The 25,894-nt window shown below is 37.8% G+C and carries 28 protein-coding genes and 1 other annotated feature; of the genes, 6 read left to right on the forward strand and 22 right to left on the reverse strand.

Going from position 1 to position 25,894, the window contains the following annotated elements:
• Window positions 1-199: 199 nt before the first annotated feature.
• Window positions 200-568, forward strand: a complete 369-nt coding sequence (locus tag CUB63_RS05390; protein ID WP_109847620.1) for a helix-turn-helix domain-containing protein — start codon at window positions 200-202, stop codon at window positions 566-568.
• An 80-nt stretch (window positions 569-648) separates the two neighbouring features.
• On the opposite strand, the gene CUB63_RS05395 is transcribed toward CUB63_RS05390, so the two are convergent.
• From CUB63_RS05395 to thrS, 19 genes are all read right to left on the reverse strand, one after another.
• Window positions 649-1,668, reverse strand: a complete 1,020-nt coding sequence (locus tag CUB63_RS05395) for a lipoate--protein ligase (protein ID WP_109847621.1) — start codon at window positions 1,666-1,668, stop codon at window positions 649-651.
• 77 nt (window positions 1,669-1,745) lie between these two features.
• The gene (locus CUB63_RS05400) at window positions 1,746-2,237 is read right to left on the reverse strand and encodes a C40 family peptidase (protein ID WP_036913240.1); all 492 of its coding nucleotides are present in this window, start codon (window positions 2,235-2,237) and stop codon (window positions 1,746-1,748) included.
• 148 nt (window positions 2,238-2,385) lie between these two features.
• Window positions 2,386-2,784 carry a 4-amino-4-deoxy-L-arabinose-phosphoundecaprenol flippase subunit ArnF gene (arnF, locus tag CUB63_RS05405; RefSeq protein ID WP_109847622.1) on the reverse strand — a complete coding sequence of 133 codons (399 nt, stop codon included), beginning with the start codon at window positions 2,782-2,784 and terminating at the stop codon, window positions 2,386-2,388.
• Complete coding sequence (arnE, locus tag CUB63_RS05410; RefSeq protein WP_072062573.1) at window positions 2,781-3,122, reverse strand: 4-amino-4-deoxy-L-arabinose-phosphoundecaprenol flippase subunit ArnE; 342 nt, start codon at window positions 3,120-3,122, stop codon at window positions 2,781-2,783. The genes arnF and arnE overlap by 4 nt, the downstream gene beginning before the upstream one ends.
• Window positions 3,122-4,786, reverse strand: a complete 1,665-nt coding sequence (gene arnT, locus CUB63_RS05415; RefSeq protein ID WP_109847623.1) for a lipid IV(A) 4-amino-4-deoxy-L-arabinosyltransferase — start codon at window positions 4,784-4,786, stop codon at window positions 3,122-3,124. Before arnT ends, arnE begins: the two co-directional genes overlap by 1 nt.
• 7 nt (window positions 4,787-4,793) lie before the next feature.
• Complete coding sequence (gene arnD, locus CUB63_RS05420; RefSeq protein ID WP_109847624.1) at window positions 4,794-5,687, reverse strand: 4-deoxy-4-formamido-L-arabinose-phosphoundecaprenol deformylase; 894 nt, start codon at window positions 5,685-5,687, stop codon at window positions 4,794-4,796.
• A 9-nt stretch (window positions 5,688-5,696) separates the two neighbouring features.
• A complete protein-coding gene (gene arnA / locus CUB63_RS05425; protein WP_109400313.1) occupies window positions 5,697-7,679 on the reverse strand; it encodes a bifunctional UDP-4-amino-4-deoxy-L-arabinose formyltransferase/UDP-glucuronic acid oxidase ArnA in 1,983 nt (660 codons plus the stop codon).
• On the reverse strand, window positions 7,679-8,659 hold the full coding sequence (gene arnC / locus CUB63_RS05430) for an undecaprenyl-phosphate 4-deoxy-4-formamido-L-arabinose transferase (RefSeq protein ID WP_072062577.1): 981 nt from the start codon (window positions 8,657-8,659) through the stop codon (window positions 7,679-7,681). The genes arnA and arnC overlap by 1 nt, the downstream gene beginning before the upstream one ends.
• Window positions 8,660-9,805 (reverse strand): UDP-4-amino-4-deoxy-L-arabinose aminotransferase, encoded by a 1,146-nt coding sequence (gene arnB, locus CUB63_RS05435; RefSeq protein ID WP_072062578.1) that lies wholly within the window; start codon window positions 9,803-9,805, stop codon window positions 8,660-8,662.
• A 134-nt stretch (window positions 9,806-9,939) separates the two neighbouring features.
• Window positions 9,940-10,689, reverse strand: a complete 750-nt coding sequence (locus CUB63_RS05440; RefSeq protein WP_006537105.1) for a vitamin B12 ABC transporter ATP-binding protein BtuD — start codon at window positions 10,687-10,689, stop codon at window positions 9,940-9,942.
• 1 nt (window position 10,690) lies between these two features.
• Window positions 10,691-11,701 carry a vitamin B12 ABC transporter permease BtuC gene (gene btuC / locus CUB63_RS05445; protein WP_170110781.1) on the reverse strand — a complete coding sequence of 337 codons (1,011 nt, stop codon included), beginning with the start codon at window positions 11,699-11,701 and terminating at the stop codon, window positions 10,691-10,693.
• A gap of 371 nt (window positions 11,702-12,072) precedes the next feature.
• On the reverse strand, window positions 12,073-12,369 hold the full coding sequence (ihfA, locus tag CUB63_RS05450; protein ID WP_023582381.1) for an integration host factor subunit alpha: 297 nt from the start codon (window positions 12,367-12,369) through the stop codon (window positions 12,073-12,075).
• A 4-nt stretch (window positions 12,370-12,373) separates the two neighbouring features.
• Window positions 12,374-14,761, reverse strand: coding sequence for a phenylalanine--tRNA ligase subunit beta (gene pheT / locus CUB63_RS05455; RefSeq protein WP_109847626.1), 2,388 nt, complete (start codon window positions 14,759-14,761; stop codon window positions 12,374-12,376).
• 14 nt (window positions 14,762-14,775) lie between these two features.
• Complete coding sequence (pheS, locus tag CUB63_RS05460) at window positions 14,776-15,759, reverse strand: phenylalanine--tRNA ligase subunit alpha (protein WP_006537109.1); 984 nt, start codon at window positions 15,757-15,759, stop codon at window positions 14,776-14,778.
• A gap of 98 nt (window positions 15,760-15,857) precedes the next feature.
• Window positions 15,858-15,981 (reverse strand) — a sequence feature (Phe leader region).
• Entirely contained in the window at window positions 15,933-15,980 is a 48-nt protein-coding gene (gene pheM, locus CUB63_RS17960; RefSeq protein WP_120655563.1) for a pheST operon leader peptide PheM, read from the reverse strand. It overlaps the preceding feature by 48 nt.
• A gap of 105 nt (window positions 15,982-16,086) precedes the next feature.
• The gene (gene rplT, locus CUB63_RS05465) at window positions 16,087-16,443 is read right to left on the reverse strand and encodes a 50S ribosomal protein L20 (protein WP_006537111.1); all 357 of its coding nucleotides are present in this window, start codon (window positions 16,441-16,443) and stop codon (window positions 16,087-16,089) included.
• A 42-nt stretch (window positions 16,444-16,485) separates the two neighbouring features.
• On the reverse strand, window positions 16,486-16,683 hold the full coding sequence (gene rpmI, locus CUB63_RS05470; RefSeq protein WP_004263702.1) for a 50S ribosomal protein L35: 198 nt from the start codon (window positions 16,681-16,683) through the stop codon (window positions 16,486-16,488).
• 93 nt (window positions 16,684-16,776) lie between these two features.
• A complete protein-coding gene (gene infC / locus CUB63_RS05475; protein WP_036937410.1) occupies window positions 16,777-17,316 on the reverse strand; it encodes a translation initiation factor IF-3 in 540 nt (179 codons plus the stop codon).
• Window positions 17,317-17,319: 3 nt separating this feature from the next.
• Window positions 17,320-19,248, reverse strand: a complete 1,929-nt coding sequence (thrS, locus tag CUB63_RS05480) for a threonine--tRNA ligase (protein WP_109847627.1) — start codon at window positions 19,246-19,248, stop codon at window positions 17,320-17,322.
• A gap of 368 nt (window positions 19,249-19,616) precedes the next feature.
• Between thrS and CUB63_RS05485 the strand changes: the two genes are divergently transcribed.
• Window positions 19,617-20,057 (forward strand): PACE efflux transporter, encoded by a 441-nt coding sequence (locus CUB63_RS05485; RefSeq protein WP_006537118.1) that lies wholly within the window; start codon window positions 19,617-19,619, stop codon window positions 20,055-20,057.
• Between the two features lie 4 nt (window positions 20,058-20,061).
• Here the strand turns inward: CUB63_RS05485 and CUB63_RS05490 are convergent, their stop codons facing one another.
• Both CUB63_RS05490 and CUB63_RS05495 read right to left on the reverse strand, forming a co-directional pair.
• Window positions 20,062-20,751: a helix-turn-helix transcriptional regulator gene (locus CUB63_RS05490; protein WP_109847628.1), complete on the reverse strand. Its 690-nt coding sequence runs from the start codon at window positions 20,749-20,751 to the stop codon at window positions 20,062-20,064.
• Window positions 20,752-20,847: 96 nt separating this feature from the next.
• Window positions 20,848-21,186 (reverse strand): tRNA-binding protein, encoded by a 339-nt coding sequence (locus CUB63_RS05495; RefSeq protein ID WP_006537121.1) that lies wholly within the window; start codon window positions 21,184-21,186, stop codon window positions 20,848-20,850.
• 251 nt (window positions 21,187-21,437) lie between these two features.
• Between CUB63_RS05495 and CUB63_RS05500 the strand changes: the two genes are divergently transcribed.
• Window positions 21,438-22,034: a GNAT family N-acetyltransferase gene (locus CUB63_RS05500; protein ID WP_109847712.1), complete on the forward strand. Its 597-nt coding sequence runs from the start codon at window positions 21,438-21,440 to the stop codon at window positions 22,032-22,034.
• A 98-nt stretch (window positions 22,035-22,132) separates the two neighbouring features.
• Window positions 22,133-22,846 (forward strand): MarC family NAAT transporter, encoded by a 714-nt coding sequence (locus CUB63_RS05505; RefSeq protein WP_072062586.1) that lies wholly within the window; start codon window positions 22,133-22,135, stop codon window positions 22,844-22,846.
• Here the strand turns inward: CUB63_RS05505 and CUB63_RS05510 are convergent.
• Entirely contained in the window at window positions 22,843-23,514 is a 672-nt protein-coding gene (locus tag CUB63_RS05510; protein ID WP_109847629.1) for a transglycosylase SLT domain-containing protein, read from the reverse strand. The two genes, CUB63_RS05505 and CUB63_RS05510, sit on opposite strands and share 4 nt — an antisense overlap.
• A gap of 636 nt (window positions 23,515-24,150) precedes the next feature.
• On the opposite strand from CUB63_RS05510, the gene CUB63_RS05515 reads away from it, so the two are divergent.
• Together CUB63_RS05515 and CUB63_RS05520 are read left to right on the forward strand one after the other, a co-directional pair.
• The gene (locus CUB63_RS05515; protein WP_229096578.1) at window positions 24,151-25,008 is read left to right on the forward strand and encodes a metal ABC transporter substrate-binding protein; all 858 of its coding nucleotides are present in this window, start codon (window positions 24,151-24,153) and stop codon (window positions 25,006-25,008) included.
• A complete protein-coding gene (locus CUB63_RS05520) occupies window positions 25,005-25,892 on the forward strand; it encodes a manganese/iron ABC transporter ATP-binding protein (RefSeq protein WP_006537128.1) in 888 nt (295 codons plus the stop codon). Before CUB63_RS05515 ends, CUB63_RS05520 begins: the two co-directional genes overlap by 4 nt.
• Window positions 25,893-25,894: the final 2 nt, after the last annotated feature.

Here is a 25,894-nt window from a genome sequence, read left to right on the forward strand (position 1 = left end):
TAATCAAAAATATCTATTAAGCTCTACCTTACTTGAGATATATAGCTTTCACCTATTAATTTGATAATGATTATCAATAACAAAAAGCACTTTTTGCCTACCTGTTATTTTCGCCATGCTTAAAATAGGTTATAAATAACATACGTTACTATTCTATTTACTTGGGCACTGTGTCCCCACCATTTTTGTGGGGGGTTTTATGGCTGAAAATGTCGTTAATGATATTCTAAAATGGTTAGAAACTCAGTTACAACGTAACGAAGGTATAAAAATCGATACTATTGCGAGTAAAAGCGGTTATTCAAAATGGCACTTACAACGTATATTTAAAGATTTTAAAGGCTGTACATTAGGCGAATATGTCCGCAAACGTCGCTTATTAGAAGCGGCTAAATCATTACAAGAAAAAGATATGTCTATTTTAGACATTGCTTTAATGTATGGTTTTAGCTCTCAAGCAACATTTACTCGTATTTTTAAAAAACATTTTAATACTACACCTGCTAAGTTTAGAGAAAATGGCACATTGCCTGATACCCATTGTTTCATGTCATGCGAAAATCACTAATTGATTTAGCATCATATTGATATTACTTATCATAAAAAAACCAGCTTCAAAAAGCTGGTTTTTTCTTTATTTTCAGAAAACTAAGCTATTGCCGTTATAAGCCATTCTTCAAGCTCATTAAGCTCCCCTTTATTATTAGGATAACGCTGTATAATTTGCTGAATAATCTCTTTTAAAGACTCAGGTGTATAACGTTTGCCAACTAGCATATCTGATAATGCTTCTAATGGTGCGGGATCTAAACTGTCAGTATAGATTTGACTTCTGACTACATTACCACGCTCAATATCAAAATGTAGTTCAAGCCCCCCCCATTTAAAACGATTATCTAACAAATGAGAAAATGCAGGGGCTTGTCCAAAATTCCATTCCCAACTACTTTGTTTAGCGAATGTCTCTTCAAAACTAGGTAAATCAGGTAATTTTTGCGGGGAAATAATCTCAGCATCGACCCGTTCACCATAGTATTCAAAAAAGCTTTCGGTGATTGTTTCACACAGTCTTTCGTGAGTGATATCAGATTTGAGTTCGACCAAATTAGCCACTCGAGAGCGTACAGAAGTGATCCCTTTAGCTTGAAGTTTTTTCGGATCTGGATTGAGGTAATTGGCTAATCTAGATAAGTTAGCATTTATTAATAATGTGCCATGATGGAAACCACGATCTTTCGTCTCTTTATAAGCCGAGCCTGAAATTTTCCTTTCACCCTCTTCTTGCGGTACGACTAAATCATTACGCCCTGATGCTGTTGCTTGTATACCAGCCTTCGATAAGCCATCAAGTATAATTTTAGTTGAGATCGTTTTATTATATTCTGGTTTTCCCGCCATAAAGGTAAAGCAGGTATTACCGAGATCGTGGAAAACAGCACCGCCACCACTTGAACGACGTGCTAATTTCACGCCATCTTCATCCATTTTTCGCGTATTACATTCTTTCCACGGATTTTGTGCTCGACCAATGACTACCGTATTATCGTTACGCCAAAGAAACAGTACGCGTTGATCTGCCGGCATTTGTCTAAAAATACACTCTTCAACAGCAAGGTTAAACCAAGGATCATAAGACTCGGAAATTAACAGACGCAATTTGCCAGACATAAGGAGTACCTATATGAAGAAAATAAGGTATAAGATACCATAACTCTCAATATATTAGGCTGTTAAATGGCACGAAACTACAATCGGCGAGCTTGCCAGAATGTTTTTTTCCAATAGACATTATCAAGAGAAGAACGAGTCACCCCTTTACTAGTTGATGCGTGAATAAATGTGTTGTCAGTATCATAAATACCAACATGAAGTCCATTTTCACCACCACCTGTTTTGAAAAAAACCAAATCACCCGGCATTAAATCGCTTTTACTGATTTGTGTTCCATATTTGGTTTGATCGATAGTCATTCGAGGCAATTTAATGTCAAAACGATCACTATACGTTTTATAGACAAACCCTGAACAATCAATACCTGAAGATGTCATTCCACCATAACTATAAGGTGTGCCATACCACTGCTCAAGTTGTGATTTGAGCTGCACTATCACCATAATAGGATCGGAAAGCTGTGTTTTTAAAGGGGGTGCTGGTGGAATGCGTTTTGATGGACTAGATGAGCACCCAGCCAGCAGGATAATACAGAGTAAGAAAGGATAGAAAACGGACTTTCTCATTGCATCCACCATTATTATTACGAGAGATTTTAAAATTTATCTGCTTTTTTAAGCAAAAACAAGTTATTGAAGGTGAATGAATCAAGATTAATAGAATAAATCGCACAATAACCAACAAGGTACAAGAAATAAAACCCAAACTCTGAATTTAGTGTGGTGTTGACTCTTTGGGTTTCTGGCTAATCAACCAAACACCTATCATAATAAAAGCAACCCCTGCGGTTTTTGTCCATGATGGTGTTTCTTGAAACCAAGGTAATATCACTGCAAGAAAATAAACAAACACATAACTTAAGCTAATCAGCGGATAGGCTTTATTTAAAGGAATGGTACGCAAAGTAAATAGCCAGCAAACCATAGAAAGGACATAACCGACAAGACCAGCAAACACAATGGCAAGTAGCATTGCATTGGCCCATAACCATGAGAAATCTAGCCACTGTTTTTCGAGCTGTAAATCTGGTAGTTCGGACATACCAAACTTTAACAACAATTGAGCTACCGTCACTAATAGTGCACTTCCAATTGCCCATAGATAGCCTTTCATGCTTGCATACTCATCAATACAATGCCAACCATAATCGATGCGATACCAATCCAATGTTTCACATTAACAGGCTCTTTATAAACAAACTGGCCAATTAATGTCACCATTATAAAGTTAATACTTAACATAGGGTAAGCAATACTGAGAGGAAGGATTTGTAATAATCGTAACCAAAATAACATCCCAAAGCCAAGCATTGTAATGGCAATAAAAAGCCAGAAAATCGTTTTTCTGGCTTTTGTTAATGAATCACTTTGCCAGCTAACCACCGCTTGTTTTTGACATACTTGTCCTATACAAGTCAAAAAGCTCACGATTAGCAATAAAACAAAGGACATTAATTACGCTTCTCATATGTTAAAATAGCAACTCGATGATTTGTCACCAACTCTTCAGCTCTTGGCAATTGAGCTAACTTTTTCGGATCTTTAAACGTAATAACAACTGATACATTACCTTCTTTTCTTGCTTGCTCTAACCATTGAGCAAAATTGTCAGGTTTAATTAATTTATGCTGAGAATCAGGATACTCTCTAATACCATAAGTTAACTCACCTGTTCTTTCATAAAGATAAATATCACTACGCTGTAATTCCCACGCCAATCCAGCACCAATACCCACACTGTTACTTACAATGTATTTGCTCGCATTGAGTGTATTAATATTTTGACGAATAAATTCTTGAGGTAGCTTTCCATCAACACTACTGTTAGGTATTGCCTGCCCAATGCACAAACTCACGCCTAACGAGCAAGATGCCGCCCATAACCAATGTTTACCATTAAGTGTAGAGCAAAGATAACCAATAATACCCCATAAAGAGAATGCGACGATGGCTAAAACCCATTTAGACCACTCATAAGGCATGTAAATAGGTTTTGAAGAGACAAGTTGGATAACTAAAATAGCGATAACAGCAGCAACACCAATAAAGATATTGATATAGCCGTTAATACGTAACGCTTTCATTCTAAATTTACGTGCACAATCTACGCCATATTTCGCCATTAGCATTGCTAGTGGTGCCATAAATGGCAACATATAAGTCGGTAGCTTACCTTTCGCAATACTAAAAAATAAGAATGGAATGACAAACCAACAGAATAAAAAGAATAATTCAGGACGTTTACGTCTTTTTTTCCAAGCGCCTATTAATGCGCCTGGAAGTAATCCAAGCCAAGGGATCACCCCTAATAAGACAACGGGGATATAGTACCAAAATGGAGAACTATGTTGAGCATCTTCACCCGAAAAACGCTGGATATGTTCAACCCAAAAGAAGTAGTGCCAATAATCAGGTTCTGCTTTTGCAATAGCTAATGCCCATGGCAAACTAATTAATGCTGCACTAAATACAGCAAGTAAGCCATAGAGCAACATTTGCGTGAATTGTTTTTGATGCAATGTTATAGGTATCATAACAATGACCGGAATAGCTAATGCTAAAAATCCTTTGGTCATAAATGCCATACCACATGCAAGCCCTAAAGTTATCCACGCTAATATTCGTGTTTTTACTGTGGTGGCTTTAAGCGCCCAAAAACAGCAAACCATGCTCGCGGTAATCCAAAGCGCCAACATAGGATCTAATACACTATAAGTGCCTACGCTAAACACTAAGAACATAGATAAATAGATTAAGCTAGAGACAAAAGCGACTTGGCGGTTACGCCACATCATTCTTGCCAATAAATAGACAAGTAATGTGCTTAAAAGAATAGATATAACAGAGCCAAAACGTACAGCAAAATTGGTGTGACCAAAAATTAATTGACTAACATTATTGATCCAATAACCGGCTATGGGCTTCTCAAAATAGCGAATGTCGAGCATATGAGGAACAATCCAGTTCCCACTCACTACCATTTCTCGGCTAATTTCCGCATAACGAGTTTCATCTGGTTGCCATAATAACCGGCTGTTCAATGGAAATAAGTAGGTAAGAACAAAAAAAAGAGCCAAGAGGATGGCCCCGATTTTACTCGCCCGGTTATTCAACATAGTTTCGTTAAACCTCTTGTTGGCATCCTAACCAGCCTTCTCGACCTGAAAAGTCAGATCGAACAACTTTACCCATCGGAAGCGTTTCTTTATCTTGTGGTAATAAATCGCTTAACGGACAGAATTCGATGCCTTCATTTGCAATCATTGCCAATAGTTGCTCAAATTGAGCGGCTTTTGACATTCCTTCAACTTCAGTGTGGATAGTATAAACAGGTATTCCACTATCTTTTTTGATTTCATCAATAATAAATTGATTAAAATCCTCATCCTTTACTTTTGTACCAACAACTTCATCATAAGTTGGTAATGTTACTGGAATTTGCACCGTACCGATAGAACCATTTTCTAAAATAGGCCTAAAAGGATGCGTTCCTCGACAATCGCTATTGTAATCGAATTTAAAATTTTCTTTAACTGTTAATACACGTTCATCTGCTCGCCATCCAGCAACTGCCGAACATTTTACAGGGTTTTCAAGTACTTTTTCCAGTGCTTCAACACCTAAACGAACTTGTTGCATTAATTCTTCTGTTGACCAGCGCCCGACTTTAGCTTGCCAACTTTGATGATCCCATGAGTGCAACCCAACTTCATGCCCTGCATCTTGGGTTTCTTTCATCAAATAACCTAAATTTTTAGCAATTTTTTTCCCCGGCCATGCAGTTCCTGCTAATAAAATATCTAAGCCATACAGTGATGCAGCATTAGATCTCAGCATTTTCCATAAAAATTTGGGTTTTAAAAGGCGCCATAAATGGCGCCCCATATTATCTGGCCCAACACTAAAGAAGAAGCTGGCATAAATGTTATGTCTGGCAAATACATCCAGCAGTTGTGGAATACCTTGTTTCGTTCCTTGATAAGTATCCACATCAACTCTCAAACCAACTTTCTTCATTATTTATTCCTATTTAGTGCCTAATTCTTCAACTGCGCCACGTAAGAAGAAATCTAATGTTTCTTCTACTGTTTGGCGAGTCTCGATACTTGGTTTCCAATCCAATAAACGCTCTGCGTTTTTAATGCTTGGCTTACGGTGTTCAACATCTTGGTAGCCTTTACCATAATAACTGCTACTTTCAATCTTTTTGAAGCCAGCAAATGGAGGGAAATGTCCACGCAACTCATGTTTTTCAAAGCAATCTAACAGCATTTCTGCTAATTCACGAATACTTGCTTCGTTAGTTGGGTTACCAATATTGATAATTTGACCATCACATTTGTTATCACGGTTTTCAATGATACGGAATAAAGCTTCAATACCGTCATTAATATCAGTGAAACAACGTTTTTGCTCACCACCATCAACTAGTTTAATTGGTGAACCTTCAACTAAATTCAGAATCAATTGTGTAATTGCACGAGAGCTACCGATACGCGCTGAATTTAAGTTATCTAAACGAGGTCCCATCCAGTTAAATGGACGGAATAATGTAAATTTCAGACCTTCTTTGGCTCCATAAGCCCATATAACGCGATCTAATAGCTGTTTAGATACAGAATAAATCCAACGTTGTTTATTGATTGGACCAACAATCAGGCGTGAGTTGTCTTCGTCAAATTCTTTATCATCACACATACCATAAACTTCTGATGTGGATGGGAAAATAATACGTTTATTATACTTAACACAATAACGTACAATTTTTAAGTTTTCTTCAAAGTCTAATTCAAAGACACGCAATGGATTACGGGTATATTCGATAGGCGTTGCAATAGCCACTAATGGCAGAATAACATCACATTTTTTAATGTGATATTCAATCCATTCTGTATGAATACTCACGTCACCTTCAATAAAGTGGAAACGTGGGTTACCAATAAAGCGTTCAATTGCAGAAGAACCGATATCCATACCATAGATATCATAGTTATCATCTTTCAATAGACGCTCTGTCAAATGGTTACCAATAAAACCATTCACGCCTAAAATAAGAACACGTTTACGACGTTTAACTTGTGCCGTTGCTTTTGGCCCAACACGAACATCCGTCACAATGCCCATTTCAGCCGCTAAACGACTGCCTTGAACATAAAGACCATTTTCACTTTGACCAGTAACGACTTCGATTGCACCTTTCGCACACGCAATGACTAAAGGTTCTGTTGAGATAACAGTACCAGGACGTTTACCTTGATTATCAGCAACAGCGCGTGAACGCCAGATAATCATTTTACGTTCACCTAAGAAAGTGAATGCGCCAGGGTATGGCTCTGTAACAGCACGCACTAAGTTGTGAACTGTTTTTGCATCTGCATTCCAGTCGATTAAACCATCATCAGCGCAACGGCGACCAAAATAAGTTGCTTGGCTTTCATCTTGTGCAGTTGTTGAATAATCACCTGATACAATATGTGGTAATGAACTCGAAAGTAACTTATTCGCTGCTTCTCTTACTTTTTCATGTAAAATCAGAGAAGTATCATTGTCTGCGATGGTAACTTTTTCTTGAGCAACAATATCACCCGCATCAGCTTTCGCTGTCATTTTATGCAGAGTAACACCTGTTTCTGTTTCACCGTTCACAATCGCCCAGTTAATTGGTGCACGACCACGATATTTTGGTAATAAAGAACCGTGTAAATTAAACGCGCCTTTAGGTGCCAAATTCAGGATCTCATCACTTAACATGTGACGATAATAGAAAGAAAAAATGACATCAGGTTTCATTTCACGAATACGTTCAATCCATAATGGATGATTGACATTTTCAGGCGCGAATACTGTCAATCCCATTTCTGCACTCACACGAGCCACAGATGAGAAGAAATGATTTTCGTTTGGATCGTCAGTGTGGGTAAATACAGCTTGAATATCATAACCCGCTTTTTCAAGAGCTTTTAAACCAACACAGCCGATATCGTGATAGGCAAATACTATTGCTTTCATTAGTCTTTTTCCTGATCTTCGTTGGGTTTGTTAACACCAACCACTTTTTGGATAAAATACCGAGGACGCGCTCTTACATCATTATAAATCCGGCCTATATATTCACCTAATAAGCCCATTGCAACGAACTGCGCACCGATAAACATAAATAAGATTGCGAAAAGTGTGAATACACCTTCAGCGGCCCACATTGCACCGAAAATAATACGTAAAATAATCAACAATAAGGCTAAGACAAAGCCAGATACAGCGATCACACTGCCGACAATGCTTAATAAACGTAATGGTGCCGTGGTTAGACAAGTTAATAAGTCATACATTAAATTGATAAGCTTTAAAAAGCTGTATTTTGAATCGCCATATTCACGCTCTGCGTGTGCGACATCAATTTCAATGGTACGACGAGCGAATGTGTTCGCAAGAATAGGGATAAATGTACTTCTTTCGTGACACTGTAACATTGCGTCAACAATGTGGCGACGATAAGCACGCAACATACAGCCGTAGTCTCCCATAGAGCGACCTGTTGCTTTAGTGATCATTGAGTTAATCATTTTTGAAGCGGTTTTGCGAAACCACGAATCCTGGCGGTTACGACGACGAGTTCCGACAACGTCATAACCTTCTTCAGCCGTAGCGACAAGTCTTGGGATCTCTTCAGGTGGATTTTGTAAATCAGCATCCAATGTGATCACTAAATCACCATCAGCCTGATTAAAACCAGCCATAATTGCGGAATGTTGACCGTAATTACGGTTTAAAATAATTGCAATAACGTGATTTTCTTCAATTGCAGCCGCTTCTTCTAACATCTTAGCTGAATTGTCACTACTACCATCATCAACAAGGATCAGTTCATATTCTTGTTCTAATTGTTTACAGCTTTTAATTGTACGTTCTAAAAGCTGAGGAAGGCTCTCTTCCTCGTTATAAACGGGAATTACAACCGATACTTTCTTGATTTCATCAAATGTTGACACTTAAATATGCTCCGAAAGAATTTCATTGATCGCATCTACAACACGAATAACATCTTCATTATTCATATCAGGAAACAGCGGCAACGAGCATAACGTTGCAGAGTTCCATTCTGATTGAGGAAGGGATAAAGAAGGATAACGCTCACGATAATATTTTTGTGTGTGCGCTGCACGGAAATGTAACCCTGTACCAATATCTTTCTGCTTTAATTTTTCCATAAAAGCATCACGATCGATACCACAGGTATTTTTATCAACTCTCACCATAAATAGGTGATTTGCATGTAAATGTGGATATTCAGGGACACTCAACATTTTTAATGGAGAGTCTTTGAGTTTTTCACGATACAGCGCAACTAATTCGGCTCGTTTAGCATTCATTTCATCTAAACGTCTTAATTGCACCACGGCAATCGCTGCATGAATATCAGATAAATTATATTTGTAGCCAGGTTCAACAACTTCGGCTTGAGGTTTACGACCTTGAATCTGTCTATCAAAGGCGTCTACTCCTAAACCGTGGAATTTTAAACAACGTACTCTATTAGCCAACTCGTCATTATCAGTAACAACCAATCCACCTTCTGCACAAGTTACATTCTTAATTGCATGAAAAGAAAAAATGGCAGTTCCTTTTTCACCAATCCATTCATTTTTATAGCGAGTCCCTATAGCATGCGCGGCATCTTCGATAAGAGGAATTCCTGCATCTTGTGCAACTTTTCTTAATGCATCAAGATCGCAAGGTGCACCAGCATAATGAACCGGAATAATCGCTTTCGTTCTAGGTGTAATCGCTTTTTTGACATCTTCTGCACTTACCATCAAGGTATCACGGTCAACATCAATCATCACTGGCTCCGCACCAAGTAACGTAATGATATTCATCGTTGAAACCCAAGTTTGTGATGGTGTGATAACTTCATCACCAGCACCAATTCCCATCGCCATTAAAACAACATGCATACCTGCAGTGGCAGAGCAAATTGCGATAGCATGTTTGCTACCAAATTTTTCACAAAAATCTTGCTCTAATTGGTGATTTTGAGGGCCTGTTGTAATCCAACCTGAACGCAGTACATCCTCAACGGCTTTGATTTCTTCATCGCCAATCGCAGGGCGAGAGAAAGGAAGGAAGTGACTCATAAAAAATGTAGCCTAATTAATGAATGAATAAAAAACAATTATATACAAACTATTGTTCACCAGCATCAGTCTTATTAAGAAAACATTAAAAAAACCTTAATAATTACTCAGGGATAAACTTAACAATAGCCATATTATTGTAAAACTAACCAATCAATATGATCAACATCATTGATGCATTTGATATTTGTATTAAATGTAGTTGATAATAAATTTTCGTCCAATAAAAGTGCAGATGCGCCAGAATTGACCAAGTATCCATTTTTTATAAGTAAAACTCTGTCTGCTTTTTGGTAGGAATGATTCAAATTATGTGTACTCATAATAACGGCACCACCTTGTTGGCAAAACTTATCAACCCACTTGTCCAAAATAGCCAACTGTACGACATCTAAATTATTCGTTGGTTCATCAAGTAACATTAATTTTCCTTTTAAATCATCACTTGACCATAATTGGATAAATGCGCCAACAATTCTAACCCTCTGCCATTCACCTCCGGATAAATGATGAATGTTTTTTGACAATAATTCATCTATTTTAAAATCATTTAACAGCATATTTAATTGCTGAACATCCATTTTCGACAATTGATGATATAATGAGAGATAATGAAAAACTGGCATAAATGACAAAGTTTCCAATTGTTGTATAACAATGCTCTGCATTCTAGAAAGATCACTATATTTATAATGTCTTATTGAGGTTTCGTTTAGAATAATCTCCCCACTAAATGGAAGCTCTCCCGCGATCGCCATTAAAAGTGTACTTTTCCCCGCACCATTAGCACCAATTAAGTGGACACGTTCGCCATAGTTTACTCGTTCTGTAAATGTGTTAAGTCGGTCTTTAACACTTAAATTATCAAATTTAAGTAACGTCATATTACAAACGTCCCATCTCTTTTGTTGCCAATAACCAAATAAATAAAGGTGCACCAAGCGTTGCTGTAATCACCCCTATAGGAACTTCTGCACCATTTAAAATCAACCGAGATAGCAGATCAGCAAGTAATAGCAATCCACCTCCAGCAAGTGCACACGCTGGTAGTAAGGTTTTATAATGCGTTAATCCACATAGTCTCAATAAATGTGGTACAACAAGCCCTACAAAGCTTATAGCACCCGCTAAAGCAACACTTAGCCCTATCAATAACCCAACCGCTAAAATAAACCAATTTCTCCATTGATTAACGGATATACCTAATTGCTTTGCTCTAAATGAACCTAGAGATAAATAATTAAGAACATCGGCTTGTAGACTAAGAATTAAAACAATGGGTATAAGAGTCCAAAATAAGATTTGATGACGCCAATCAATGCCACTAAAACTACCCATCAACCAATACATTAATTGTCTTAAATCTAAAGCTGAACTGAAATAAACCAGCCAGGTCATTATCGCGCTTGCCATAACGCCTAATGCCACCCCAATTAATAGTAACTGAGCGTTAGACAGCTTTTTTATTCGAGCAAAAAACATTAATAAGAGAGTAATACCTAATGCACCGAATATCGCGGCACCACTTATTAACCAAAAGCTTAAATTAAATTGCAAAACAATGAGCAATACAACACACACACCCGCACCACTGCTTACGCCTAATAACCCTGGTTCTGCGAGTGGATTTTGGAATAAAGCCTGCATAATAGCACCTGCAATTGCTAAGCTGGCGCCAACTGTCATTACTGCAAGTATTCTGGGTAAACGGATCTGCCAAACAAATAAATGGGCTTCATCTGTTAACCATTGATGTGGAAATAACGAAATCTCACCAACAGAGAGGGAAAAAATAAACAAGAAACATAATACTAGCACCATTAGAAACAGCTTTTTTTTGTCGTCAATGCGCTGTTTTTTAGTAAATTTAATCAAAGGATTAATTTCTTTATTCATTTCATTCCCTATCCATGCAATAACAGCTCTTACTATTTTTTGTTTATAAAATACTTTTTAGCAACATAACATGTTCACATTCAATGATGAAAAACTAAATTTAGAACATGTAAGTTTGTCTCTAATAATGAAGAAAAAATTGAGATTAACTATCACAGTGTTGATGCAGGCAAGAGATTAAGAAGAAAAAGTCAAAATAAGAATAAAAAGTAAGATGATAAAAAATAAAAACATTCCATCCAAATAGAAATATCCATTCAGACTATATTGATAAATATAAACATCTCAATACGTTTAATCAAAATTAGATATAGATAATCATGATAAAAAAACGGCTTTCAAAGAAAGCCGTTTTGGATGTTTTTTAAATCTTATTCTTTTGGTGTTGCGCTCTCAACCCGGCTTTTTAACTTTTGTCCTGGTCGGAAAGTAACAACACGGCGAGCTGTAATAGGAATGTCTTCCCCTGTTTTTGGATTACGACCAGGGCGCTGATTTTTATCACGCAGGTCAAAGTTTCCAAATCCAGACAGCTTCACCTGTTCTCCATTTTCAAGAGAACGACGCACTTCCTCAAAAAAGGATTCTACAAGGTCTTTTGCATCGCGTTTGCTAACACCAAGTTTTTCAAACAGATTTTCTGCCATTTCAGCTTTTGTAAGCGCCATAGGTCTAGTCCCTCAAGGATGCTTGGAATCGCTGTTTCAATGCTGCTACACAGTTACTCACTGTTGCAGCAATCTCATCTTCTTCCAGTGTATGCTCGATATCCTGCAAGATTATGCTAATAGCGAGGCTTTTATAGCCTTCTGCTACTCCCTTACCACAATACACATCAAATAAGTTTATGCCAACTATTTGATTTCCGCCAACTTTCTTACATTCAGCTAAAATATCCTCTGCAGCAACATTATTCGGAACAACTACAGCGATATCTCTACGATTCGAAGGGTAACGAGAAATTGCTTTTGCTTGTGGTAAACTGCGATTTGCAATTGCATTCCAACGTATTTCGAATACTACCGTACGGCCGTTTAAGTCAAGTTTACGTTCAAGCTCTGGATGAACAACGCCAATACAGCCAATATATTCATTTCTCAGATAAATCCCAGCACTCTGTCCCGGATGAAGTGCTGAATGATTAGCTGGTTTAAATGTAATTTCATCTAGCTGGCCTGTCAATTCCAGAATTGATTCAATATTACCTTTCAAATCAAAGAAATCAACAGTTTGCTTCTCTAAACTCCAATGTTCTTCATAACGGTTGCCCGCGATCACACCAGCTAACATAAGTTCCTGACGTATTCCATATTCTGCTTGATTATCAGGAACAAAACGCAGACCTGCTTCAAATAACCTAACTCTAGACTGTTGACGGTTCTGATTATAGACAGTCGTAGTCAATAACCCGGTTAATAGAGACAGCCTCATTGCTGACATATCTGCTGAAATCGGATTAGGCAGAATCAATGCTTCTTCATTTGGATGTAATAAAGATTGGATCTTCGGATCAACAAAACTATAAGTAATGGCTTCTTGGAAGCCGTTATCTACTAGCATTGTTTTAACGCGTTTTAATGATAAGTTCGCTTCACGATGATTGGTCATCACCAAATCAGCGCGCAATGGTACATCTGGAATATTGTTGTAACCATAAATGCGAGCAACCTCTTCAATCAGGTCTTCTTCGATTTGAACATCGAAACGCCATGAAGGAACGATTGCTAACCAGCCATCACTTTCAACAGAAACTTTGAACCCTAAACGAGTTAATGAATCTAGAACTTGTGCATCATCGATCACATGACCTAATAAACGGTCTAATTTTTTACGTGTTAATTTGACCGGTGCAATATTTGGCAAATGTGCTTTATTGGTGACATCAATTACTTCACCAACTTCACCACCGCAAATTTCTAATAGTAACTTAGTTGCACGCTCAATTGCTTTGTATTGTAGTTCAGAATCAACACCACGCTCAAAACGATGAGAAGCATCAGTATGCAAGCCATAACGACGTGCACGGCCTGTAATGGATAATGGAGAGAAGAATGCACACTCTAAGAAGACATTTTTCGTTTCCTCATTAACGCCTGATGATTCGCCACCGAAAATACCAGCCATACCTAATGCCTGTTTTTCGTCTGCAATAACTAATACATCTTCTTTTAATGTAATTTCATTGCCATCAAGTAAAGTCAGTTTTTCACCTTCTTTACCCATACGAACAACAACAGCACCTTCAACACGATCAAGATCGAAGGCATGTAGTGGTTGACCCATTTCAAGTAAAATTAAGTTGGTAATATCAACAATTGGGTCAATAGAACGAATGCCACCACGGCGTAACTTTTCTTGTATCCATAAAGGTGTTTTTGCTTTCACATTTATATTAGTGAAAACACGACCTAAATAACGGGGACACGCTTCTGGCGCTTCAACACGTACTGGGAATGTTGCTGAAGATGTTGCCACAACAGGCGACATATCAGGTACTTGGCATTCCATTTTATTGATAACAGCGATATCACGAGCAACACCTAAAATACCTAAACAATCAGCACGATTTGGTGTAACACTAATCTCAATCGCATTATCATTTAATTTTAAGTATTCACGAATATCCATACCAATAGGTGCATCGGCAGGTAATTCAATAATACCTTCATGGTTTTCTGAAATGGCTAATTCAGAAAATGAGCACAGCATACCCTCTGATGGTTCACCACGTAGTTTTGCTGCTTTAATTTTGAAATCGCCTGGTAATACTGCCCCGACAGTTGCAACCGCAACTTTTAGGCCTTGGCGGCAGTTAGGTGCACCGCAAACGATATCGAGTAATCTGTCACCACCGACGTTAACTTTTGTTACACGTAATTTATCGGCATTAGGGTGTTGTCCACATTCAACAACTTCACCTACAAACACACCGTGAAAATCACCTGCAACAGCTTCAACGCCATCAACTTCAAGACCAGCCATTGTTAATTGTTCAGAAAGTTCTTCGCTACTAATCGCTGGGTTTACCCACTCACGTAACCAAAGTTCACTGAATTTCATGAGATAATCCCACCTTATTTAAACTGTTTGAGGAAACGAAGATCGTTTTCGAAGAATGAGCGCAAGTCGGTGACACCGTAACGTAACATGGTCAAGCGTTCCATACCCATACCGAATGCAAAACCAGAATACACTTCAGGATCGATACCTACATTACGTAATACATTTGGGTGAACCATACCGCAACCCAATACTTCTAACCATTTACCATTCTTACCCATGACATCGACTTCTGCAGAAGGCTCTGTGAATGGGAAATAAGAAGGACGGAAACGAATTTCCATATCTTCTTCAAAAAAGTTTTTCAGGAAATCGTGTAGTGTTCCTTTTAAATTGGTAAAGCTAATGTCTTTATCAACAATTAAGCCTTCAATTTGGTGAAACATTGGTGTGTGAGTCTGATCGTAGTCATTACGATATACGCGACCTGGTGCGATGATACGAATAGGTGGCTGTTTATCTTGCATAGTACGAATTTGTACACCCGACGTTTGTGTACGTAATAAACGTTTAGCATCAAACCAAAAAGTATCGTGGTCGGCTCTTGCTGGGTGATGTGCAGGAATATTCAACGCATCAAAGTTATGATAATCATCTTCGATTTCAGGACCAGATTCTACAGAAAACCCTAATTCGCCAAAGAAAGTTTCAATACGTTCAATTGTACGAGTTACTGGGTGTAGACCACCGTTTTCAATGCGGCGACCGGGCAAAGATACATCGATTTTCTCAGCAGACAAACGTTCGTTTAATAATGCTGATTCAAGATGGTCTTTACGAGTATTCAGCGCTTGCTGAACCTCTTGTTTAGCCTGATTAATGACAGCCCCTGCAGCTGGACGATCTTCCGCGGGTAAGTCGCGCAGCGTGGACATCTGAAGCGTTAAATGACCTTTTTTCCCCAAGTATTCAACACGAACCGAATCCAGCGCAGCAACATCCTGTGCCTCTTCGATAGCTGCTTTAGCTTGAGCAACGAGTTCAGCGAGATGTGGCATCGTTTCCTCTTCCTTTGACCTGTGAGGTCTATTAGTTGTTATCAATGATGACGAATAAAATTGCCTTTTTGGTTTCTAACCCAGTATTGAGATCTGAAAACAAAAAAGCCTCCATATTGGAGGCTCAGGCGCTACTTTTCGTTTCTTTTCTTACGCGCAAAAGCCCCCTTGAATTAGGCGCTAAAGTAAAAAAAGAAACGGAAAAAAGCGATATTTAACATTGATAATGTCTCTTAAATATTAACTTATTGAATTTATATCATTAAGCCACAAATTTAGACAAAATAAAAGAGGGAGAAAACTCCCTCTTCCATTGCTTAATAATAATTAAGCCAGAGCACCTTTCGCTTTTTCAACTAAAGCAGCGAATGCTACTTTGTCGAATACAGCGATGTCAGCCAGAATCTTACGGTCGATTTCAATGGATGCTTTTTTCAGACCATTGATGAAACGGCTATAAGACATACCGTTCTGACGAGCTGCTGCGTTGATACGCGCGATCCACAGCTGACGGAACTGACGTTTTTTCTGACGACGGTCACGGTACGCATATTGACCAGCTTTGATTACAGCCTGGAAAGCTACACGATATACACGTGAACGTGCACCGTAATAACCTTTAGCTTGCTTTAAAATTTTCTTGTGACGAGCACGGGCGATAACACCACGTTTAGCACGAGCCATATTAAACTCCTAAATGTCTATATTCTGTTAAAAAAATGATACTTATGCGTATGGTAAGCAAGCTACGACCAGACCTAAATCTCCTTTAGAGACCATGCCTTTTGGACGTAAATGACGTTTACGCTTAGTTGATTTTTTAGTCAGAATGTGACGGAGGTTAGCATGTTTACGCTTAAAGCCACCACCAGCAGTTTTTTTAAAGCGCTTAGCTGCGCCGCGTACTGTTTTAATCTTTGGCATTTCTATAATCCACTTCGCATTGTTAATAACATAAAATAATGAGGCGAATAGCAATCAGCCATTCAGGCTGACGCTATTACTTGAATTGCCCGACTATTTCTTCTTCGGCGCTAACACCATGATCATCTGACGCCCTTCAATCTTATTAGGGAAAGATTCAACTGCAGCCAGTTCATCCAAATCTTCACGGATACGGTTAAGCATCTCCATACCGATTTGTTGGTGTGCCATTTCACGACCGCGGAAACGCAGTGTGACTTTGGCTTTATCGCCATCTTCAAGAAAACGAATCAGGTTGCGTAGTTTGACCTGATAGTCGCCTTCATCTGTACCAGGACGGAATTTAACTTCCTTAACCTGAATAACTTTTTGTTTCTTTTTCTGTTCTTTGAGAGTCTTACTTTTCTCATAGAGGAATTTGCCGTAGTCCATAATACGACAAACTGGCGGCTCGGCATTAGGACTAATTTCAACTAAATCAGCACCTGCTTCCTCGGCTTTCTCAAGAGCCTCTTTCAGACTAACAACTCCAATCTGTTCGCCATCTAAACCTGTTAAACGAACTTCATGAGCGCGAATCTCACCATTGATGCGATTCTGACGCGTTGATTGAATTCTTTTTCCGCCTTTAATACCTTATTCCTCCAACTGATGAAGACTTCTGCTTCTAATTTCTTGCAGAAGCTTTTCTTTAAATTCGTTAACGTCGATACTGCCAAGGTCTTTTCCTCGACGAGTACGAACCGCCACTTTGCCTGATTCAACTTCTTTATCTCCACAGACAAGCATGTACGGAACACGACGTAAAGTATGTTCACGAATTTTAAAGCCAATCTTCTCATTTCTCAAGTCTGCTTTTGCACGAATTCCGGCATCTTGCAATTCTTTGACGAGTTTTTGTACATAATCAGCCTGTCCATCCGTGATATTCATCACGACAACCTGCTGTGGTGCTAACCAAGTTGGGAAGAATCCTGCGTATTCTTCGGTCAGAATACCAATAAAACGTTCTAAGGATCCTAGCACTGCTCGGTGTAACATAACAGGTACTTTACGCTCGTTGTTTTCGGCAACATAAGACGCGCCTAAACGACCTGGTAGTGAGAAGTCTAATTGTACTGTACCACACTGCCATGCACGATCTAAACAATCGTAAAGTGTAAATTCAATTTTAGGGCCATAAAACGCCCCTTCGCCTGGCTGATATTCAAATTCAATATTGTTATCAGTTAAGGCTTTTGCTAAGTCTGCTTCAGCAATATCCCATAATGCATCTTCACCGATACGTTTTTCTGGGCGAGTAGACAGCTTAACAACAATTTTTTCAAATCCAAAAGTAGAATATACATCATAAATCAATTTGATGCAGTCATTTACTTCACTTAAAATTTGTTCTTCTGTACAGAAGATATGCGCATCGTCTTGTGTAAAGCCACGAACACGCATTAAACCATGTAATGCACCTGATGGTTCATTACGATGGCAACTACCAAATTCAGCCATACGTAATGGCAAATCGCGGTAAGAACGTAAACCTTGTTTGAAGATTTGTACATGACCTGGGCAGTTCATTGGTTTGATACAATATTCACGATTCTCTGACGATGTTGTGAACATATTTTCTTTGTAGTTTTCCCAGTGACCTGTTTTTTCCCAAAGAACACGATCCATCATAAATGGACCTTTTACTTCTTGGTAATCATATTCTTTTAATTTACAACGTACAAATGTTTCTAACTCACGGAAAATAGTCCAACCATCATTATGCCAGAAAGCCATACCTGGTGCTTCTTCTTGCATATGATATAAGTCAAGCTGTTTACCAATTTTACGGTGGTCACGTTTTGCAGCTTCTTCTAAGCGATCTAAGTAAGCTTTTAACTGTTTTTTATCAGCCCAAGCTGTACCATAAATGCGTTGTAACATTTTATTATCGCTGTTACCACGCCAATATGCACCTGCGATTTTCTGTAACTTAAAGTTATGGCAGAAACGCATGTTTGGAACATGTGGTCCACGGCACATATCAACATATTCTTGGTGATGATAAAGACCAGGTTGAGAATCTTGGCTAATATTTTCGTCAAGAATAGCAACTTTATAGTCTTCACCACGAGAAACAAAAGTTTCACGAGCTTCAGCCCAGCTTACGCGTTTTTTAATAACGTCATAATCTGTTTTCGCCAACTCTAGCATGCGTTTTTCTAGAGTTTCTAAATCTTCCTGTGTGAGAGAATGGTCTAAATCCACATCGTAGTAGAAACCATTTTCGATAACAGGACCAATCGCCATTTTGGTTTGTGGCCATAATTGTTTAATTGCATGTCCCAATAAGTGGGCACAAGAGTGACGAATAATTTCAAGACCTTCATCATCTTTTGCGGTGATAATCGCCAGATTTGCATCATGTTCGATTAATTCACAAGCATCCACTAGCTCACCATTAACACGGCCAGCAATACATGCTTTCGCAAGTCCTGGGCCGATATCTGCAGCGACATCCATGACAGAAACTGCATTTTCAAATTGACGTTGGCTTCCGTCAGAAAGAGTAATAATTGGCATTTAAAATCCTTATTTACAGTGGTGACCCATACGCAAGATCACTTGTAAGCTTTTTATTTCGTATGTATTCAGTACGTTACGACAATTTTCTCACTTTACCTCGCGAGGTTTGCACATAGAGATGAACACTTACTTATCAAGTAAATATCTATAATATCGCTGAGCCTTATCGTAACTCGGGGGGAATTTTATCACAGACAGCAAAGATTTATAGCTTTATCTCATAGGTAATTTTAACGTTTATTTTTAATACACAGAGAGATAGAAATTTTTATTTAATTTGTCTACCATAATAAATAAGCGGAAACCGCGGCTTTAAAAAAACTTATTCTGGGGCGGTCCAGACTTTTATTATAAAAGGAATATACATGTTTTATCTAAAACCCCGCCCTCGTAAATTAGTTTACGCTATTACTTTTGAAACTCTCGCGATTTTATTAAGCACTGTTTTACTGACCATATTAAGCCAAAGTCAATCACATAATTCACTCCCTGTTGCAATTGCGGTTTCTGTTATTGCTTTGATTTGGAATTATATTTTTAATTCTTTCTTTGAATTAATTGAGTTAAAATTAACAATAAAAAAACGGACTGTCATAGTACGACTAATCCATGCAATAAGTTTTGAATTAGGTTTATTTTTCTTTACCATTCCACTTTATATGTGGTGGTATAATGTAGGTTTTATCAAAGCAATAAGTATGGAAATAACTATATTAATCTTCTTCTTTATCTATACTTATTTATTCACGCTTGCCTTCGATAAATTATGTCCACGAATTTATTCAGTAGGAAATAAAGTGGGATAATCGCTTAATCCTGTCTATACTCAGTAGGACTTTTATTAAAGTATTGGCGAAATGCCTGACTAAATGCAGAATGCGAGTCATATCCTACTGCTAAAGCAATATTTTCAATATTTAGTGGTGTGTATTTTAATAATTCAGCGGCTTTGCTAAGCCGCTGTTGAGTAACATATTGCATCACAGACACCCCAACCTCTGCTTTCATTTTTCGTTGTAGTGTACTCGCTGATGTATTAAAAGCGAAAGCGATATCATGTGTTGTTAATGGTATATGTAATTTATTCGCTAACCAAGCATCCAAACTATCGCGCCAACCTTTTTGTATTTTCATTTGGGCAAGTAAAAGCCGTGTTATGGTTGAATATTGATCTGGAAGTTGAGGATATTGATGTATCCACTCTAATAAACTAATGGCAGCCGGTGATAACGCAAATTGTCCACCTTTCTCACTTAATTGCCATTGCGAAGTTGCAGGAAGTTCTAGGATAAGATTTTTATTATCTATATTGCCTGAAAAGGCATGATGAATCGTTGGGGGGATAACCAAACAGTTTTGATTAGAAATCAGAAAATTTTCTCGATTAAAATTAACTTCCATTGAACCTGAAAGCCCGAAAATAATCTGCCATAAATTATCATGATGATGAGATACCGTCTCTTGTGTATAACAGCGCAAATGCAATTGAGGTAATAACAAAAGACACTCCTTTATATCCATCCTACTATTGAATAATTACTATATCAAAACTCAGCAGAACATCACTATTTAAGAGTGCCAGATAAAGATACTTATTTATGCTAGACGTGAACCATTTGGTAAAGGCAAGTTAAACTCAGCCAATACAATTGCTCCCGTTTCATCTGGTGCCCCTGTAATTAAGACTTCAGATTTTATACCTGCAATGCGTTTAACAGGGAAATTACATACACACAAAACACGACGTCCCACAAGCTCTTCAGGAGTGTAATTTACCGTAATTTGAGCACTTGAGCGCTTTATGCCTAATTCGCCCAAATCGACTTCCATAATATAAGCAGGTTTATTAGCTTTCTCATTTATTTTTGCGCTGATAATTGTTCCCACTCTCATTTCTACACGTAGAAAATCATCCCATTCAATTAAATCTGTCATTTTTTTACCAATCTATTTTAATTTACAGTGATACCTTGATTACTGAGTTATAGATTAGCACGCATTATGCTAGCTCACCTGTAGTGAGGCAGTCATTCTCTGTTGAGAAAGAATCACTCACACTCTTTTTTCTCTGATTCTCATTATTCTGAATTTGCCTATTTTTAATAACATTTAAAATAATCATATCAATTCATAATTTTGTTATATATTAAAAACACTCCTATTGATAACCCCAGAGAATATTTATGATAAAAAAGATAACAGAGTGGACAACACTGGAAGGAAAACTTGTGCGTTTAGTCCCCCTAAGTATGGAACATTACTCAGAACTCTATGAACTAATTAAAAAAGATAGGCCAGATGAACTTTGGTATACCACTGTTCCTTCAGTAATAGAGTTACAACGAGATATTGAGCATAAACTTCAATTACAACAAAAAGGGTTAATGTTGCCTTTTACCATTATTTCTAAAACTAATAACCGTGTGGTTGGCATAACAACCTTTATGAATATCGATAACCAAACACCAAGGTTAGAAATAGGCTCAACGTGGTATGCAAAAGAAGTACAAAGAACAGGAATTAACACTGAAGCTAAATACCTATTACTTAAATATGCGCTAGAAGAGTTACAGTGTATTGCTGTTGAATTTCGTACTCACATATTAAACCAAACAAGTCGCAGAGCGATTGAACGCTTAGGTGCAAAACTCGATGGCATTTTACGTAACCACCGACTAACAATAGGCGGTCAAAAAAGAGATACCTGTGTTTATAGTATTACTGATTATGACTGGCTCTCAGTAAAAATACATTTAGAGTGGTTAATGAAGAAATACCAATAAACATTAAGATTATTATGCTTAAAAATAACTTTTTGCTGTTTAATTTGTTATCATAAATACTCCTTAATTACCTGTTATTATAGGAGCTTTTATATTCCATGCACTCTGCTTACCAGTTTTTTCAGGCTATTGGCCTTGGTCTTATTTTACTTTTACCTTTAACTAATCCATTAACGACTGTTGCTCTCTGGCTTGGTCTTTCAGGAAATATGACCAAAGAACAACGTAATCAACAATCTTTAATGGCATGTGTCTATATTTTTCTCATTATGACCATCGCGTTTTATGCGGGTCGCGTCATAATGACAACGTTTGGTATTTCGATACCCGGTCTTCGTATTGCTGGAGGGATGATAGTGGCCTTTATTGGCTTTAGTATGCTATTTCCTAATACACCTAATGTTGATGATCCTATTTCTGACGATAATAATCCTCACCACAATCCCAAAGAACCCAATATTGCCTTTGTTCCTTTAGCAATGCCAAGTACCGCAGGACCAGGAACCATTGCAATGATCATCAGTACCGCAGCATCAATACCTTCGCGTACTGATATTGCTCAATGGGTATTATATGTGGCTCCAGTAACGACCTTCTTTTTAATTAGCGTGATTGTTTGGCTGTCACTTCGTGGCTCCACCGGCATTATGAAATATTTAGGTCACAGTGGTATTGATGCTATTTCTCGTGTAATGGGATTTTTATTAATCTGTATGGGTGTTCAATTTATGATTAACGGTGTTCTTGAAATCATTGCAGATTTGCCTGCTTTATTAAAACAGGCTCAAGCCGCAGCTAATTTGCCAGATTAATTATCCCCTGCATGGTAAGCGGCTCTTACTTTAGCTAAATAACGTGGTGCTTGAGTTGCCGGATGGTTTTTTTCAACGTAACGATAAAAATCGTCCGCACTCATTGAATTAATTTTAGCTATCGCATTGTCTCTATTTTTATCAAATGTTCTCAATAAAGCGCCTGCGCCATTCACATAAGCAAGAATGGTGGCGTAATAAAGTGTTTCAGGATCAGCAATACCAACAAGGTGGCGCTCTCTTAATAATTGAATATAAGCCGTACCTAAATCAATATTAATAGCAGGATCTTTCAATTGAGCTGTTGTTGGTTGCCCCGCTTTTCCTCTATTTTGATAAACATCTCTTCCTGCTGTTGATGCTTTAATTTGCATTAATCCAACTGCATTTGATTTACTAATTACCTCTGGTCTAAAGTTAGACTCAACCTGGATGATCGCTTTAATTAATGTTTCATCAACATTATAACGGCTAGAGGCTTGCTGTATGTGATTATCAAAAGGGGTTGCTTTCCATTGTGCCGTGGAGATCGAAGCATTATTAATACGGCTATTTATCGGCTTTTGACTTAAAAATCGAGATGTGTCTTTTTGAATTGGTTGATGAGCATTATCAGCACAACCAGCAAGAAGCAAAATTGCCAAAGAAAAGATGATTTTTACTTTCACGTTTTATCCTTTTGCATAAAGGGTTGTACAACGATATGTTTATATATCAACAAGTTGGAGATATATTATTCTATTTCCACACAAAAATTCACGCTAAAATATGGCAAAGTACGAGAAATAAATCAATCTATTACTATTTCTAGCGTGTGTTTTATCTCAAATCTATCCCATTCACTATGATTGCCTCCCAAATGTATTAATCAGAATAGAATCTGCCATAATAAGTTTATATCGTGTCATTACTTATTTTTGAATAAATGGTATGCATTAGTGCAATGTAAAAAAGAGATTGAGAGATCGCGATAAAATCGTAGCGACATAACCCACGTTGAATTAATAAGGGAGAAAGTGCATTTTTATGCGTAATAAAAATCATCTCTTACACAAATAGTTACGAACGATTGTTAATTTTTGTGACAAAACCCGACAATCTACTTAACATTTATTGGAATACATGTTGTTATCTTACTTCTAGTCGTTATCAAATGAAGCTTTTTACACAGAGATAACTTGACTTTTTTGAAATGATATTGATAATCATTATCAATTAAGAAAATACCTCTGCAACTATAAGGCAATAATAATATGGATATATTTCGCTCTGTAAACAAATTTTCACTTACGGCTTTATGCCTTATGGCAACAGTCTTTTTAACCACACCTGCACAAGCAAAAGATAAACTTAAAGTCGTCACTACCTTTACTATTATTCAAGATATCGCACAGAATGTTGCTGGAGATGCAGCGATTGTTGAATCAATTACAAAACCTGGTGCCGAAATTCATGATTATCAGCCTACCCCAAAAGATATTGTAAAAGCCCAAAAAGCTGATTTGATCTTATGGAATGGTTTAAACCTTGAACGCTGGTTCGAACGTTTTTTTAATGAGTTACGTAATGTTCCTGCGGTTGTAGTAACTGAAGGCATCACTCCAATGGCAATTAGTGAAGGTGCTTACAAAAATAATCCGAATCCACACGCATGGATGTCACCAAATAACGCATTAATTTATATTGAAAATATTCGTAAAGCATTTGTTGAACACGATCCTGATAATGCAGCAATTTATAATCAAAATGCAGCAAATTACGCAGAAAAAATTAAACAGCTTGATGCACCATTAAGAGAACGGTTGTCTCGTATCCCACAAGAAGATCGTTGGTTAGTGACCAGTGAAGGCGCTTTCAGTTATTTAACTAATGATTATGGCTTTAAAGAAGTTTATTTATGGCCAATTAATGCAGAAGAACAAGGCACACCACAACAGGTTAAATATGTGATTGATACCGTTAGAGAACACAAGATCCCTGTTGTCTTTAGTGAAAGTACAATTTCAGATAAACCGGCTAAACAAGTCAGCAAAGAAACTGGCGCAAAATACGGTGGCGTTCTTTATGTTGACTCACTTTCCGCTGAAGGTGGTGAAGTTCCTACTTATATTGATTTAATTACTATTACAGTAGATACAATTGCGAAAGGATTTGGGCAATGAGCAATATAAAAGCTAATCCTACGTTGACTGTTGATAATGCCACAGTAACTTACAACAACGGTCATACAGCTATTTTTGATGCAAGCTTCTCTATCACTGGTGGCACTATTTGTGCCCTAGTGGGCATCAATGGCAGTGGTAAATCCACACTATTTAAAACCATTATGGGGCTAGTAAAGCCCTCTAAAGGTAAAGTGACATTAAACGGCAGCCCGATTCAGCAGGCGTTAAAACAAAATATGATCGCCTATGTACCACAAACAGAAGAAGTTGACTGGAATTTTCCTGTGCTTGTTTCTGATGTTGTAATGATGGGACGTTATGGAAAAATGGGTTTTTTTCGTATTCCTTCAAAACGCGATCATGAAGTTGTTGAAGCATCATTAGAACGTGTTGGTTTGTCAGGCTTAGGACATCGCCAAATTGGTGAACTTTCTGGTGGTCAGAAAAAACGTGTTTTCTTAGCACGAGCAATGGCTCAAGAAGGTACTGTTTTATTACTTGATGAACCTTTTACGGGTGTCGATGTTAAAACAGAAAATGCCATCATCGAGCTTTTACGCAATTTGCGCGAAGAAGGCCACTTAGTTTTAGTTTCAACGCATAACTTAGGAAGTGTACCTGAATTTTGTGACCACGTTATTTTAATCAATAGAACGGTGTTAGATAGTGGTCCAACTGAAACGACATTTACACAGAAAAACTTAGAACACGCATTTGGTGGTGTGTTACGTCACATTAGCCTCTCAGGTTCTGATCTTCATGATGATGACGATCCACGTTCACTTACTGTTATTACCGATGATGAACGTGCTGCTGTTTTCTATGGTCATCAAGAAGAACACACTCCAGCGCACCAAAGCCAGCGCAAACAAGGAGATTAGCC

This window comes from Proteus penneri, assembly GCF_003144535.1.
Taxonomy (GTDB): Bacteria; Pseudomonadota; Gammaproteobacteria; order Enterobacterales; family Enterobacteriaceae; genus Proteus; species Proteus penneri.